The sequence below is a fragment of the Streptomyces sp. NPDC057565 genome (genome assembly GCF_042801455.1).
GTDB lineage: Bacteria > Actinomycetota > Actinomycetes > Streptomycetales > Streptomycetaceae > Streptomyces > Streptomyces yanii.
Map to the genome: position 1 here is coordinate 104502 of NZ_JBHVFU010000005.1, position 15012 is coordinate 119513.

Genomic DNA, 15012 nt, shown 5'->3' on the forward strand with positions numbered 1-15012 from the left:
GTGGGCGGTGGGCCGGGTCAGCCGATGTCCGGGGGATCGATCCTGATCCGGACCGGATCACCGCTGCCCCGGGCCGTCCGCGCGGCCTGCGCCGTCTTCAGCGCGGCGGCCAGCGCGGCGCCGCTGCCCGGCGGAACCCTGAGCAGTGCCCGCTCCCAGCTCTCCCCCAGCGGCGCGTCCCACGGTCTTCTGGGTCTGCCGGGGTCGGTACCCGGAACCGGGACCGGGCCGAGCACCTCCGCCTCCGGCGGCAGTTCGGCGGCGGCAAGGAACGCCGCGAGCGCCTCCGGCAGGCCGGTCACCGACGCCATCCGGGACACCGGCGGGAAACCCAGCTCGGCGCGTTCCGCCAGCTCGCGGCGGGCGTGCCCGACCGGGTCCCAGCGCACCAGCGCCTGGACCGGCCGCAGGGTCGGTTCGGCGACGATCACCACCGTGCCGCCGTCCGGCTGTCCCCGTACCAGCGAGGCCGCGGCAGTCCAGCGGCGCAGCGCCTCCTCGCCGGCCCGCAGATCGGGGCGGCCGACCATCGCCCAGCCGTCCAGCAGCAGCGCGGCCGCATAACCGCCCGCGGCGACGGGTTCGGCGCCCGGGGTGCTCACGACCAGCGCGGGCGCGTCCGGCACGGAGTCCAGGATGTGGTCGCGGCCGGACGTCCGCACCGGCACGGCGGGGAAGGCCCGGCCGAGTTCCTCGGCGGTCCGGCGGGCGCCGACGATCTGGGCCCTCAGCCGCTGGGATCCGCAGGCCGCGCAGTGCCAGGCGGTCTCGGCCCGCCCGCACCACGCACAGTTGAGATCCCGCTGGTCCGGCGCCTCCAGCGGCCCGGCGCAGTGGCGGCACCGGGCGGGTTCACGGCAGCGCTCGCAGGCCAGCCGCGGCGCGTATCCGCGACGCGGCACCTGGACCAGCACCGGTCCGTGGCGCAGCCCGTCCCGTACGGTCTGCCAGGCGAGACTGGGCAGCCGCGCCGCCCTGGCCGCCCCGTCCCGGGCCAGCTCGCCGTCGCCGACGGTACGCACCAGCGGCGCCGCGATCCGCAGCTGCTCCCGGTCCGCACGCAGCGGCAGCGCCCAGCCCGTCTCCACCAGCTGGGCGGCCTCCACGGTGCAGCTCGTGCCGCCGAGCAGGAACGCGCACCGGCCGTGCGCGGCCCGCAGCTCCAGGACCTCCCGGACATGCGGGAACGGGGCGTTGTCGTCGCTGTGGCTCGAATCCCCGTCGTCCCAGACGGCGACCAGGCCCAGGTCCGCGACCGGAGCGAACATCGCGGCCCGTGTCCCGACCACCGCACGCACCGATCCGCGCCGCACGGCAAGCCACTCCCGGTAGCGCTTCTCGGGCCCGGATTCGGCGGTCAGCAGGGCATGGCGGCCCACCCCGAGCAGTTCGGTGAGCGCGGAGTCCACGCGCCCCGCCGTGCGCCCGTCCGGTACGACCACGAGCGCGCCCCGCCCCGAGGCGAGCGTGGCGGCCACGGCCCTGGCGATCTCCTGGGGCCAGTGCGGCCCGGGCAGCGCGGTCCATACCGCCCGGGGGGCACCGCCCTCGGCCAGTGACCGCAGGAACGCGGGCCCCTGCTCGTACCGCTCCCAGCTCCCGGGCGACGGCGCAGGTGGCGGCGGCAGCGGCTCCGGCGAGGGCCTGGACTCGGCCCGTCCGTTCCTGGGCGGCACGGCGAGCTGCAGTACATCGGCGAGGCTGCCGGCATACCGGTCGGCCACCGCGCGCGACAGAGCGAGCAGCTCGGGTCCGAGCACCGGCTCGGGCGACACGACATAGGCCAGCGCGGCGAGCGCCCCCGGGTAGTCCGACTCGGCACGCCGCTCGATGAGGAACCCGTCGATGAGGCCGCCGCCCTCACGCCGCCCACCGCGGACATTGCGCCCCCCGGCGCCGAACCGCACCCGCACGCGCACCCCGGGCTGTGCCTCGGCGTCGAGCTCCTCCGGCACGGCGTAGTCGAAGTACTGGTCGAGGTGGAGCACGCCCTTGTTGACCAGCACCCGGGCGACGGGCAGCTCCTTCGCGAGCGCGGCGCCCCGCCAGGTCCGCGGTTTGGCCCGCGGCACCTTCGCCTGCCGCACGGTCTCCCGAATGAGCGCAAGCTGCTCCGGCGCCCCGCCGTCGGGCTCCGCGGACTGCTCGTTGTTGCTGCTCACAGCCCAATTCCTACCAGACGCCACTGACAGCGGCCCCGGGCGGAACGCCCCGGCCGCACGTGCCGGGGCCCGGACACCGCGTGCGGTGTCCGGGCCCCGGCGTACAGAGCGAGTGCGGCAGCCCTACAGCCCGGCCGCCTTGCGCAGTGCTTCCACGCGGTCCGTGCGCTCCCAGGTGAAGTCGGGGAGCTCACGGCCGAAGTGGCCGTACGCCGCGGTCTGGGCGTAGATCGGACGCAGCAGGTCGAGGTCGCGGATGATCGCGGCCGGGCGGAGGTCGAAGACCTCGCCGATGGCGTGCTCGATCTTCTCGGTCTCGACCGCGGCGGTGCCGAACGTCTCGACGAACAGGCCGACCGGCTCGGCCTTGCCGATCGCGTACGCGACCTGCACCTCGCAACGGGCCGCGAGGCCCGCCGCGACGACGTTCTTGGCGACCCAGCGCATCGCGTACGCCGCCGAGCGGTCAACCTTCGACGGGTCCTTGCCCGAGAAGGCGCCGCCGCCGTGACGGGCCATGCCACCGTACGTGTCGATGATGATCTTGCGGCCGGTCAGTCCGGCGTCACCCATCGGGCCGCCGATCTCGAAGCGGCCGGTCGGGTTGACCAGCAGCCGGTAGCCGTCGGTGTCCAGCTTGATGCCGTCCTCGATCAGCTGCGAGAGGACGTGCTCGACGACGAACTCGCGGATGTCGGGGGCGAGCAGCGAGTCCAGGTCGATGTCGCTGGCGTGCTGCGAGGAGACGACGACGGTGTCGAGGCGGACAGCCTTGTCGCCGTCGTACTCGATGGTGACCTGGGTCTTGCCGTCGGGGCGCAGGTACGGGATGGTCCCGTTCTTGCGGACCTCGGACAGCCGGCGGGAGAGCCGGTGCGCGATGTAGATCGGGAGCGGCATGAGCTCGGGCGTCTCGTCGCAGGCGTAGCCGAACATCAGGCCCTGGTCGCCCGCGCCCTGCTTGTCGAGCTCGTCCTCCTCGTCCCTGCGGGAGGCACCCTCGACCCGCTTCTCGTAGGCGGTGTCGACGCCCTGAGCGATGTCGGGCGACTGCGCGCCGATGGACACCGAGACACCGCAGGAGGCGCCGTCGAAGCCCTTCTTCGAGGAGTCGTAGCCGATCTCCAGGATCTTGTTGCGCACCAGAGTCGGAATGTCGGCGTAGGCCTTGGTCGTGACCTCACCCGCGACGTGCACCAGACCGGTGGTGATCAAGGTCTCGACGGCGACGCGCGAAGTCGGGTCCTCGCGCAGGAGGGCGTCGAGAATGGTGTCGCTGATCTGGTCAGCGATCTTGTCGGGGTGACCCTCGGTAACGGATTCCGAGGTGAAGAGACGGCGGGACACATCGCTCCCTGGGGTTGCAGCGGCTGCTGGCTGATCATTGGCGGACGGCCGGGAGCTGCGCCCGGCACGATCCGGCATCAGTTTATCGGTCGCTGTCGGCTGCCGGGCCACGTGTCTCGCCCTTTGGGAGTTCTGTGACCTGCGGCACTGACGTCCGCGGTACGAGAATCACCCTCCGGAGAAGCCACTCACGCCCGGATATGGAAGGTTTTTTACCGGTGTGAGAGCTTAATCACGCCTGGGGCGAGAAGCGTGCCGACACGAGATCCCAGACCGTGTCGGCGAGCCCCTCCTTGGGACCGTACGGCACCGGGGTCTCGCCGCCGTCGGCCGCCAGGACCACCGCCTCGTTCTCCTCGGAGCCGAAGGTCTTGCGCTCCCCCACCTCATTGACGACGAGCAGGTCACAGCCCTTGCGCAGGAGCTTCTCGCGGCCGTTGGCGAGCACGTTGTCGGTCTCGGCGGCGAACCCGACGACGATCTGGTCCGGCGTCGCCCGCTCGGCGGAGACCTCGGCGAGGATGTCCGGATTGCGGACGAGCACGATCGGCGCGGGCTCCTGGCCGTCCTTCTTCTTGATCTTCCCCTCGGCGTACTCGGCCGGGCGGAAATCGGCGACCGCGGCCGCCATCACCACGACATCGGCGTCGGACGCGGCCTTCAGCACCGCCTCTCGCAACTGCACCGCGGTGCCGACCCGTACGACGTCGGCGCCCGACGGATCGGGCAGTCCGGTGTTCGCCTCGATGAGCGTGACCCTGGCCCCGCGGGCGACCGCGGTACGGGCCAGCGCGTACCCCTGCTTCCCGGAGGAGCGGTTGCCGAGATAGCGGACCGGATCGAGCGGCTCCCGCGTACCGCCCGCGCTGATCACCACATGGCGGCCCACCAGGTCCGGCGCGACGGGCCCGCGGGCCAGCACCCGGCGGCAGACCTCGAAGATCTCGCCGGGATCGGGCAGCCGGCCCTTGCCGGTGTCGACGCCGGTGAGCCGGCCGACGGCGGGCTCGATGACGACGGCGCCACGCCGGCGCAGCGTGGCGACGTTCTCCTGGGTGGCGGGGTGCTCCCACATCTCGGTGTGCATGGCGGGCGCGAAGACCACCGGACAGCGAGCGGTGAGGAGCGTGTTGGTGAGCAGGTCGTCGGCGAGACCGTGGGCGGCCTTGGCGAGCATGTCGGCGGTGGCGGGGGCGACCACGACGAGGTCGGCGTCCTGCCCGATGCGGACGTGCGGCACCTCGTGGACGTCGTTCCACACCTCGGTCGACACCGGGTGCCCGGAGAGCGCCGACCAGGTGGCGGCACCCACGAACTGAAGTGCGGACCCGGTCGGGACGACCCGTACGTCATGACCGGACTCGGTCAGCCGTCGCAGCAGCTCGCACGCCTTGTAGGCGGCGATACCCCCGCTGACCCCCAGAACGACCTTCGGCTTCTCCACTGCGTCTCCCCGCACTCGGGTACGTACCTCGGACACGTACAACCCCCATGCTGCCTCACGGCACCGAAGGCACCCCCACGACCCCGGACACACCACAGGCCCGGCGATGGTGGCCGCCGGGCCTGTGGTGAAGGTGCTCTGTTCCTGCTTACTGAGCGGGGCCCTCGATGGCCTCGGAGGTCAGCAGGCCCGCGTTGATCTCGCGGAGCGAGATCGAGAGCGGCTTCTCGTGCACGTGGGTGTCGACGAGCGGACCGACGTACTCGAGAAGGCCCTCGCCGAGCTGCGAGTAGTACGCGTTGATCTGACGCGCGCGCTTGGCGGCGTAGATCACAAGGCTGTACTTCGAGTCGGTGGCCTCAAGGAGCTCATCAATCGGCGGGTTGATGATGCCCTCGGGCGTGGTGATGGAAGAGGACACTCTCTGCCTTCCGAAGGGGGTAAAGATCAAAGAAAACTTTGATTCTGCGGATTCCGCCGGGGTGGTGCTCCGGTTCGGCTGGTTCAGGCGCTGCTGTCACGGCGGGCGGAAGCCTGAAGCATCAAGGCTAGCAGCTCACGTGATACGTCCTCGACGGAGGTGTTGACCAGCGTCGTATCGAACTCGGATTCGGCGGCGAGCTCGACCTTGGCGGCGGAAAGCCGACGCTCGATCACCTCGGGCGCCTCGGTCCCGCGGCCGGTGAGCCGGCGCACCAGCTCGTCCCAGCTCGGCGGGGCGAGGAAGACCAGCCGTGCGTCGGACATCGACTGGCGGACCAGCCGGGCCCCCTGGAGATCGATCTCCAGAAGGACCGGCTCGCCCGCGTCGAGACGTTCGAGCACGGCGCGGCGCGGTGTGCCGTACCGGTTGCCGGCGAATTCGGCCCACTCCAGCAGTTCGCCGTTGGCGATCAGCTTGTCGAACTCGTCGTTGTCCACGAAGAAGTAGTGGACACCGTTGCGCTCCCCGGGGCGCGGCTTGCGGGTCGTCGCCGACACCGAGAGCCAGACCTCGGGGTGCACCTTGCGCATGTGAGCGACGACCGTGCTCTTGCCGACTCCGGAGGGGCCGGAGAGCACGGTCAGCCGCGGACGTACGTCCGGGGGTACGGGGGACGTCCCCCGGGATGTTGCAGCCATGGAGCGATTATCCCCGTTCTCAGGGGTGCCTGAGCACGTCAGGCGGCGGAGCCGCCGAACTCTCGCTCCAAGGAAGCGATCTGGTTGGAGCCGAGACCCCGCACACGGCGGCTCTCGGAGATCCCGAGCCGCTCCATGATCTGCTTGGCGCGGACCTTGCCCACGCCGGGCAGGGACTCCAGAAGGGCGGAGACCTTCATCTTGCCGATGACGTCGTTCTCCTGGCCCTGCTTGATGACCTCGTGGAGCGAGGCGCCGGAGTGCTTGAGTCGATTCTTGACCTCGGCCCGCTCCCGGCGAGCCGCGGCGGCCTTTTCGAGCGCGGCTGCGCGCTGTTCAGGGGTAAGGGGCGGAAGAGCCACGCCTACGTCACCTCGGATGTCGATCTGTCGGATACGGACCGGTGAGGAACCTAGTCGGCCCACACCTGGTGAGCAACGAACAACCTGTGCACGTTCGCTCTCGACGGAGACTAGCGGCCAAGGCCGCCGGAGTCAGCGAGAACAGACGAAAAGTCCTGGTCAGCCTGAGCCGACCAGGACATTTCAGGCATAACAACCGCGTTTTCAGGTCATGATTCCGTCAACACGCTGTTACATGGCATGGTCAGCTTTCCTGAACGGCTGCACGGACCTCATCCGTGAGCCGTTCGGCGGCTTCGCGCAGCCCTGACGCGTCCGGTCCGTGGCGCAGCACGCCCCGGCTCACGCTCGGCAGCACGTTGCCCACCGCGGCACCGAAGACACCCGGCAGATCGGCGGGGGTGGCACCCTGGGCGCCGATCCCGGGGGCCAGCAGCGGTCCGTTGACCGCCAGATCCACGCCCGCGTCGCCGAGCGTGGCGCCGATCACGGCGCCGACCGAGCCGAGCGGCTCGGCGCCCTCGTTCTCGGCAGCCACGTGGTCGAGCATCACCTGGGCCAGCGACCGGCCGTCCGCGGCGGTGGCGCGCTGCACCTCGGCGCCCTCGGGGTTGGACGTGAGTCCGAGGACGAAGACGCCCGCACCGGAAAGTACGGCCGCGTCGAGCGCCGGACGCAGCGAGCCGAAGCCGAGGTACGGCGAAACGGTGAGCGCGTCGGAGAACAGCGGCGAGTCCTTGTCCAGATAGGTCGCCGCGTAGGCGCCCATGGTGGAGCCGATGTCACCGCGCTTGGCGTCCATCAGGACGAGCGCGCCGGCCGCCCGCGCCTCCTCGACGCCCTTCTCCAGGACGGCGATGCCGCGCGACCCGAACCGCTCGAAGAACGCGGACTGCGGCTTGAGGACGGCGACCCGGTCGGCCAGCGCCTCGACGACGGTGCGCGTGAAGCGCTCCAGGCCCGCGATGTCGTCGTTCAGACCCCAGGAGGTGAGCAACGAGGCGTGCGGGTCGATGCCGACGCAGAGCGGCCCACGGATGTCCATGGCACGGCGCAGTCGTGCGCCGAAGGGTTCACAAGTCACTTCGTGGCCTTCCGGGTCTCGGCGCCGACGGCCTCGGCGAGAGTGGCGTACGGGGAGGAGGCGAGGCGTGCGGCCAGGCCCTTGTGGATCGCGCGGGCGTAGAACGGGCCCTCGTAGATGAAGGCGCTGTAGCCCTGGACGAGGGTGGCGCCGGCGAGGATGCGCTGCCAGGCGTCCTCTGCGGTCTCGATGCCGCCGACGCCCACCAGGGTGATCTCGTCGCCGACCCGCGTGTAGAGGCGCCGCAGGACCTCCAGGGAGCGCGCTTTGAGGGGCGCGCCGGAGAGTCCGCCGGTCTCCTCGACGAGCGACGGCGAGGACTTCAGCCCGAGGCCGTCGCGCGCGATGGTGGTGTTGGTGGCGATGATGCCGTCCAGACCGAGCTCGACCGCGAGGTCGGCGACCGCGTCGACGTCCTCGTCGGCGAGGTCGGGGGCGATCTTGACGAGGAGCGGCACCCGGCGGTCGCCGACGGTCCGGTCGGCCGCCTCGCGCACGGCGGTGAGCAGCGGCCGCAGCGCCTCGGTGGCCTGGAGGTTGCGCAGACCGGGCGTGTTGGGCGAGGAGACGTTGACGACGAGGTAGTCGGCGTGGCGGGCGAGCCGCTCGGTGGACTTCACGTAGTCGCCGACGGCCTCGGCCTCCGGCACGACCTTGGTCTTGCCGATGTTGACGCCGACCGTCGTCCGGAAGACGGGGTTACGGGCGGCCAGGCGCTCGGCCACGGCCGCGGAGCCCTCGTTGTTGAACCCCATGCGGTTGATCAGCGCCCGGTCCGCCACAAGGCGGAAGAGGCGCTTCTTGGGGTTGCCGGGCTGCGGCTCGCCGGTGACCGTACCGATCTCGATGTGGTCGAAACCGAGCATCGACATGCCGTCGATCGCGACGGCGTTCTTGTCGAAGCCCGCGGCGAGGCCGAACGGGCCGTGCATACGCAGGCCGAGGGCCTCGGTGCGCAGCTCCTTGTAGCGGGGGGCGAGCGCCGCGGCGACGAAGGTGCGCAGGACGGGGATGCGGGCCGCGAGGCGGATCCACCGGAAGGCCAGGTAGTGGGCCTGCTCCGGGTCCATCCGCTTGAAGACCAGCCGGAAGAAGAACTTGTACATGGGAGTGTCCTCACAGAGAGGGGGACACCGTTTCCGGTGTCCCCCTGCTGGGCTGCCTAGTCGCGGGCCGCGGTCAGATGTTCCGCGTGTTCCTGGAGGGAACGTACGCCGACGTCTCCGTGGGTGAGCGCGTCGATGCCCTGGACAGCGGCGGCGAGCGCCTGGACCGTGGTCAGGCACGGCACCGCGCGGGCCACGGCCGCGGTACGGATCTCGTAGCCGTCGAGGCGGCCGCCCGTCCCGTACGGCGTGTTGACGATCAGGTCGACCTCACCGTCGTGGATGAGCTGGACGATGGTCCTCTCGCCGTTCGGGCCCTCGCCCTCGGACTGCTTGCGCACGACGGTGGCGTTGATGCCGTTGCGCTTGAGTACCTCGGCGGTGCCGGAGGTGGCCATCAGCTCGAAGCCGTGGGCGACCAGCTCGCGGGCCGGGAAGATCATCGAGCGCTTGTCGCGGTTGGCGACGGAGATGAAGGCACGGCCCTTGGTGGGCAGCGGGCCGTAGGCGCCGGCCTGCGACTTGGCGTACGCCGTGCCGAAGACCGAGTCGATGCCCATGACCTCACCCGTGGAGCGCATCTCCGGGCCCAGGACCGTGTCGACGCCGCGGCCGTGGATGTCGCGGAACCGCGACCACGGCATGACGGCCTCCTTGACGGAGATCGGCGCGTCGAGCGGCAGGGTGCCGCCGTCACCGTTCCTCGGCAGCAGGCCCTCCTCGCGGAGCTCGGCGATGGTCGCGCCCAGCGAGATGCGCGCGGCGGCCTTGGCGAGCGGCACCGCGGTCGCCTTCGACGTGAAGGGGACGGTGCGGGAGGCGCGCGGGTTGGCCTCCAGGACGTACAGGATGTCGCCGGAGAGCGCGAACTGAATGTTGATCAGCCCACGGACGCCGACGCCCTTGGCGATGCCCTCGGTGGAGGCACGCAGCCGCTTGATGTCGTAGCCGCCGAGGGTGATCGGGGGCAGCGCACAGGCGGAGTCACCGGAGTGGATGCCGGCCTCCTCGATGTGCTCCATGACACCGCCGAGGTAGAGCTCGGTGCCGTCGTAGAGCGCGTCGACGTCGATCTCGATGGCGTCGTCGAGGAAGCGGTCGACCAGGACCGGCCGGGTGGGGCTGATCTCGGTGGACTCGGCGATGTACGAGGAGAGCCGCGTCTCGTCGTACACGATCTCCATGCCGCGGCCGCCGAGCACGTACGACGGGCGTACGAGGACGGGGTAACCGATCTCGTCGGCGATGCCCTTGGCCTCGGCGAACGTGGTGGCGGTGCCGTGCTTCGGTGCCGGGAGTCCGGCCTCGGCCAGGACGCGGCCGAACGCGCCGCGGTCCTCGGCGGCGTGGATCGCCTCCGGGGAGGTGCCGACGACCGGCACCCCGTTGTCCTTGAGCGCCTGCGACAGACCCAGCGGGGTCTGGCCGCCGAGCTGGACGATGACACCCGCGATCGGGCCCGCGAGGGACTCGGCGTGCACGATCTCCAGCACGTCCTCGAGCGTCAGCGGCTCGAAGTACAGGCGGTCGGAGGTGTCGTAGTCGGTGGAGACGGTCTCCGGGTTGCAGTTGACCATCACGGTCTCGTAGCCCGCGTCGCTCAGCGCGAAGGAGGCGTGGACGCAGGAGTAGTCGAACTCGATGCCCTGACCGATGCGGTTGGGGCCCGAGCCGAGGATGATCACCGCGGGCTTGGTGCGGGTCGCGACCTCGCTCTCCTCGTCGTACGAGGAGTAGAAGTACGGCGTCTTCGCGGCGAACTCGGCGGCGCAGGTGTCGACCGTCTTGTAGACCGGGCGGATGCCGAGCGCGTGCCGCACCTCACGGACGACGTCCTCGCGCAGACCGCGGATCTCGGCGATCTGGACATCGGAGAATCCGTGCCGCTTGGCCTCGGCCAGCAGCTCGGGACCGAGCTTGTCGGCGGCGGCCAGCTCGTCGGCGATCTCCTTGATCAGGAAGAGCTGGTCGACGAACCAGGGGTCGATCCTCGTGGCGTCGAAGACTTCTTCCGGCGTGGCGCCGGCCCGGATCGCCTGCATCACCGTGTTGATCCGGCCGTCGGTCGGGCGGACCGCCTCGGCCAGCAGCTCGGCCTTGTCGCCGGGCTCACCGGTGAAGGCGAACTGCGAGCCCTTCTTCTCCAGGGAGCGCAGCGCCTTCTGGAGCGCCTCGGTGAAGTTGCGGCCGATCGCCATGGCCTCGCCCACCGACTTCATGGTGGTGGTGAGGGTCGAGTCGGCGGACGGGAACTTCTCGAAGGCGAACCGCGGGGCCTTGACGACGACATAGTCGAGCGTCGGCTCGAAGGAGGCCGGGGTCTTCTCGGTGATGTCGTTGGGGATCTCGTCGAGCGTGTAGCCGACGGCCAGCTTGGCGGCGATCTTGGCGATCGGGAAGCCGGTGGCCTTCGACGCCAGTGCCGAGGAGCGGGAGACGCGCGGGTTCATCTCGATCACGATGACCCGGCCGTCGGTCGGGTCGATGGCGAACTGGATGTTGCAGCCGCCGGTGTCGACGCCGACCTCGCGGATGATCGCGATGCCGATGTCGCGCAGCCGCTGGTACTCGCGGTCGGTGAGCGTCATCGCCGGGGCGACGGTGATCGAGTCACCCGTGTGGACGCCCATCGGGTCGAAGTTCTCGATGGAGCAGACGACCACGACGTTGTCGTGCTTGTCGCGCATCAGCTCCAGCTCGTACTCCTTCCAGCCGAGGATGGACTCCTCCAGGAGCACCTCGGTGGTCGGGGAGAGCGTGAGGCCCTGACCGGCGATCCGGCGCAGCTCCTCCTCGTCGTGCGCGAAGCCGGAACCGGCGCCGCCCATCGTGAAGGAGGGGCGGACGACGACGGGGTAGCCGCCGAGCGTGTCGACGCCCTGGATCACGTCGTCCATCGTGTGGCAGATGACCGAGCGGGCGGACTCGCCGTGGCCGATCTTCGCGTTGACGGCCTCGACGACGCCCTTGAAGAGGTCGCGGTCCTCGCCCTTGTTGATGGCTTCGACATTGGCGCCGATGAGCTCGACGCCGTACTTCTCCAGGACACCGTTCTCGTGCATGGAGATCGCGGTGTTGAGCGCGGTCTGGCCGCCCAGCGTCGGGAGCAGCGCGTCGGGGCGCTCCTTGGCGATGATCTTCTCGACGAACTCGGGGGTGATCGGCTCGACGTACGTGGCGTCGGCGATCTCCGGGTCGGTCATGATCGTCGCCGGGTTGGAGTTCACCAGGATGACGCGCAGGCCCTCGGCCTTGAGAACGCGGCAGGCCTGGGTGCCGGAGTAGTCGAACTCGGCGGCCTGACCGATGACGATCGGGCCGGAGCCGATGACCAGGACGGACTGGATATCGGAGCGCTTAGGCACGCTGGCCCTCCATCAGGGATACGAAGCGGTCGAAGAGGTACGCGGCGTCGTGCGGGCCCGCGGCTGCTTCGGGGTGGTACTGGACGCTGAAGGCCGGCTGGTCGAGAAGCTGCAGCCCCTCGACGACCTGGTCGTTCAGGCAGACGTGGGAGACCTCGGCGCGGCCGAACTTCGTGTCCGACACCTTGTCCAGCGGGGCGTCGACGGCGAAGCCGTGGTTGTGCGCGGTGACCTCGACCTTGCCGGTCGTGCGGTCCTGCACCGGCTGGTTGATGCCGCGGTGGCCGTACTTCAGCTTGTAGGTGCCGAAGCCGAGGGCGCGGCCCAGGATCTGGTTGCCGAAGCAGATGCCGAAGAGCGGCGTCTTCCGCTCCAGGACGCCCTGCATGACGGAGACCGGGTGGTCGGCGGTGGCCGGGTCGCCGGGGCCGTTGGAGAAGAAGACTCCGTCGGGCCGGACCGCGTACACCTCGTCGAGGGTGGCGGTGGCGGGCAGGACGTGCACCTCGATGCCGCGCTCGGCCATCCGGTACGGGGTCATGCCCTTGATGCCGAGGTCGATCGCGGCGACGGTGAACTTCTTGGTGCCGATCGCGGGGACGACGTACGTCTCCTTGGTCGCGACCTCGGCGGAGAGGTCGGCGCCCACCATCTCGGGGGCTTCCAGCACCCGGGCCAGCAGCGTGGCCTCGTCGGCGACCGCGTCGCCGGAGAAGATGCCGACGCGCATGGCGCCGCGCTCGCGCAGGTGGCGGGTGAGGGCGCGGGTGTCGATGCCGCTGATGCCGACGACGCCCTGGCGCTCCAGCTCCTCGTCGAGCGAACGCTGCGAGCGCCAGTTGGACGGCACCCGGGCGGGGTCGCGCACCACGTAGCCGGAGACCCAGATCTGCTGGGATTCGGGGTCCTCGTCGTTCACCCCGGTGTTGCCGACGTGCGGGGCGGTCATCACGACGACCTGGCGGTGGTACGAGGGGTCGGTCAGGGTCTCCTGGTAGCCGGTCATGCCGGTGGAGAACACCGCCTCGCCGAAGGTCTCCCCCACGGCCCCGTAGGCGCGGCCGCGGAAGGCGCGGCCGTCCTCCAGGACGAGTACGGCGGGAGCTTTGGCGGCTCCCCGGGTGGAGATGGTCATCGTGCGGTGCCTTCCGTAGTGCTGGTGAGGTGGTGAATGGCGTCGACCCAGGCCGGGTGTTCGGCCGAGCGGTCGGAGCGGAAGCCGGAGTCGATCAGCTTGTCGCCGAGCGCCCAGGTGATGATCAGCAGGCCGCCCTCCGGGAGGACCTTGCCCGCGATGCCCTTGTCGAGCCGGGCGTCACGCAGCTGCGCGGCCGGGACGAAGAAGTCGGCTGCTCCGGGGCGTACGACGTCGAGTCCCTGCTCGGTCAGCGTGAGCTCCACGCGGCTGCGGGTGCCGAGGCCATGGGCGACGATCCGGTCGAGCCACTGCCCGGCGGTCGTCGAGGCGTGGTAGCGGCCGGTCATCGTCAGCAGCGGCTCGCCGTCGGCGTACCCCTCCGGCGTGGCGGGCAGCTCCGGCAGATCGGACTGCAGGCTCCCCCGCCACTTCCATCCCTGGCGCATCAGCCAGTAGATGAAGGCGATGAAGACGATCAGTCCGATCACCCAGCTGATGCGGGCGGACCAGTCGGTCACGTCCGCCGACTTCTGCTCGGCGGCCAGCTGGTACAGGGGGGTCAGTGATGTCACGCGAGCTTCCCGTCGACGACCGTGGCACGGCCCCGCAGGAACGTATGGGTGACGCGCCCCGGCAGCTCGCGCCCCTCGTACGGGGTGTTGCGGCTGCGGGAGGCGAAGCCCGCGGGGTCCACGACTCCACGGTATGCCGGATCGACCAGCGTGAGGTTGGCAGGCTCACCGGCCGAGACGGGGCGACCGTGTCCGTCGAGCCGGCCGATGGCGGCCGGGCGGAACGACATCCGGTCGGCGACGCCCGCCCAGTCGAGGAGCCCCGTCTCGACCATCGTCTGCTGGACGACGGAGAGCGCGGTCTCCAGACCCACCATGCCCATGGCGGCCGCGGCCCACTCGCAGTCCTTGTCCTCGTGCGGGTGCGGGGCGTGGTCGGTGGCGACGCAGTCGATCGTGCCGTCGGCGAGCGCCTCGCGCAGGGCCAGCACGTCGGCCTCGGTGCGCAGCGGCGGGTTCACCTTGTAGACCGGGTTGTACGACCGTACGAGCTCGTCGGTGAGGAGCAGGTGGTGCGGGGTGACCTCGGCGGTCACGTTCCAGCCCTTGGACTTGGCCCAGCGGACGATCTCCACCGATCCGGCGGTCGACAGGTGGCAGATGTGCACCCGGGAGCCGACGTGGGCGGCGAGGAGGACGTCGCGGGCGATGATCGACTCCTCGGCGACGGCCGGCCATCCGCCGAGACCGAGTTCGGCCGAGACGATGCCCTCGTTCATCTGGGCGCCCTCGGTCAGGCGGGGCTCCTGGGCGTGCTGGGCGACGACACCGTCGAACGCCTTCACGTACTCCAGCGCGCGCCGCATGATCACCGCGTCGTCGACACACTTGCCGTCGTCGGAGAAGACTTTCACTCCAGCGGCCGAATCGTGCATGGCGCCGAGCTCGGCGAGCTGCTTGCCCTCCAGCCCGACGGTGACGGCGCCGATCGGCTGCACGTCGCAGTAGCCGGACTCCTTGCCGAGCCGCCAGACCTGCTCCACGACACCGGCGGTGTCGGCGACCGGGAAGGTGTTGGCCATGGCGTGCACGGCGGTGAAGCCACCGACCGCCGCCGCCTTGGTGCCGGTGAGAACGGTCTCGGAGTCCTCGCGCCCGGGCTCACGCAGATGGGTGTGCAGGTCGACCAGGCCGGGCAGCAGAACCTGCCCCTCGGCTTCGACGACGGTCACGTCGCCGGCATCGATACCGGCACCACTCCAGTCGATTTCGCCCTGCCGGGCGGTGGCGGCAATGGTCTCGCCGTCGATCAGGACGTCCTGGGGCTCGCCACCGAGGACCTTCGCGCCGCGGATAAGGATCTTGCTCAT

12 protein-coding genes are annotated in these 15012 nt (G+C 70.5%); all 12 read right to left on the reverse strand.

Annotated elements, in window-relative coordinates; genetic code table 11:
• Nucleotides 1–17: 17 nt before the first annotated feature.
• The gene (locus ACFU8W_RS12905) at nt 18–2162 is read right to left on the reverse strand and encodes a primosomal protein N' (protein WP_384035551.1); all 2145 of its coding nucleotides are present in this window, start codon (nt 2160–2162) and stop codon (nt 18–20) included.
• A gap of 123 nt (nt 2163–2285) precedes the next feature.
• Nucleotides 2286–3509 (reverse strand): methionine adenosyltransferase, encoded by a 1224-nt coding sequence (metK, locus tag ACFU8W_RS12910; protein WP_266987981.1) that lies wholly within the window; start codon nt 3507–3509, stop codon nt 2286–2288.
• Between the two features lie 232 nt (nt 3510–3741).
• Nucleotides 3742–4953, reverse strand: coding sequence for a bifunctional phosphopantothenoylcysteine decarboxylase/phosphopantothenate--cysteine ligase CoaBC (gene coaBC, locus ACFU8W_RS12915; RefSeq protein WP_384035555.1), 1212 nt, complete (start codon nt 4951–4953; stop codon nt 3742–3744).
• Nucleotides 4954–5101: 148 nt separating this feature from the next.
• Complete coding sequence (gene rpoZ / locus ACFU8W_RS12920; RefSeq protein WP_037695306.1) at nt 5102–5374, reverse strand: DNA-directed RNA polymerase subunit omega; 273 nt, start codon at nt 5372–5374, stop codon at nt 5102–5104.
• A gap of 83 nt (nt 5375–5457) precedes the next feature.
• Complete coding sequence (gene gmk, locus ACFU8W_RS12925; RefSeq protein WP_376341605.1) at nt 5458–6075, reverse strand: guanylate kinase; 618 nt, start codon at nt 6073–6075, stop codon at nt 5458–5460.
• A 38-nt stretch (nt 6076–6113) separates the two neighbouring features.
• On the reverse strand, nt 6114–6437 hold the full coding sequence (locus ACFU8W_RS12930) for an integration host factor (RefSeq protein ID WP_014157387.1): 324 nt from the start codon (nt 6435–6437) through the stop codon (nt 6114–6116).
• A 244-nt stretch (nt 6438–6681) separates the two neighbouring features.
• Nucleotides 6682–7521, reverse strand: coding sequence for an orotidine-5'-phosphate decarboxylase (pyrF, locus tag ACFU8W_RS12935; RefSeq protein WP_384035559.1), 840 nt, complete (start codon nt 7519–7521; stop codon nt 6682–6684).
• On the reverse strand, nt 7518–8627 hold the full coding sequence (locus ACFU8W_RS12940; protein WP_384035562.1) for a quinone-dependent dihydroorotate dehydrogenase: 1110 nt from the start codon (nt 8625–8627) through the stop codon (nt 7518–7520). Before ACFU8W_RS12940 ends, pyrF begins: the two co-directional genes overlap by 4 nt.
• 56 nt (nt 8628–8683) lie before the next feature.
• Nucleotides 8684–11992: a carbamoyl-phosphate synthase large subunit gene (carB, locus tag ACFU8W_RS12945; RefSeq protein ID WP_384035565.1), complete on the reverse strand. Its 3309-nt coding sequence runs from the start codon at nt 11990–11992 to the stop codon at nt 8684–8686.
• Nucleotides 11985–13127, reverse strand: coding sequence for a glutamine-hydrolyzing carbamoyl-phosphate synthase small subunit (gene carA, locus ACFU8W_RS12950; RefSeq protein WP_384035568.1), 1143 nt, complete (start codon nt 13125–13127; stop codon nt 11985–11987). Before carA ends, carB begins: the two co-directional genes overlap by 8 nt.
• Nucleotides 13124–13702, reverse strand: a complete 579-nt coding sequence (locus ACFU8W_RS12955; RefSeq protein ID WP_266987967.1) for a hypothetical protein — start codon at nt 13700–13702, stop codon at nt 13124–13126. The genes carA and ACFU8W_RS12955 overlap by 4 nt, the downstream gene beginning before the upstream one ends.
• Complete coding sequence (locus tag ACFU8W_RS12960; protein ID WP_384035572.1) at nt 13699–15012, reverse strand: dihydroorotase; 1314 nt, start codon at nt 15010–15012, stop codon at nt 13699–13701. Before ACFU8W_RS12960 ends, ACFU8W_RS12955 begins: the two co-directional genes overlap by 4 nt.

What these genes read in the sequence shown, in the direction of transcription:
- ACFU8W_RS12940 (WP_384035562.1), bottom strand. Translation starts at nt 8,627, where the DNA reads ATGTACAAGTTCTTCTTCCGGCTGGTCTTCAAGCGGATGGACCCGGAG.
- gmk (WP_376341605.1), bottom strand. Translation starts at nt 6,075, where the DNA reads ATGGCTGCAACATCCCGGGGGACGTCCCCCGTACCCCCGGACGTACGT.
- ACFU8W_RS12960 (WP_384035572.1), bottom strand. Translation starts at nt 15,012, where the DNA reads ATGAGCAAGATCCTTATCCGCGGCGCGAAGGTCCTCGGTGGCGAGCCC.
- carA (WP_384035568.1), bottom strand. Translation starts at nt 13,127, where the DNA reads ATGACCATCTCCACCCGGGGAGCCGCCAAAGCTCCCGCCGTACTCGTC.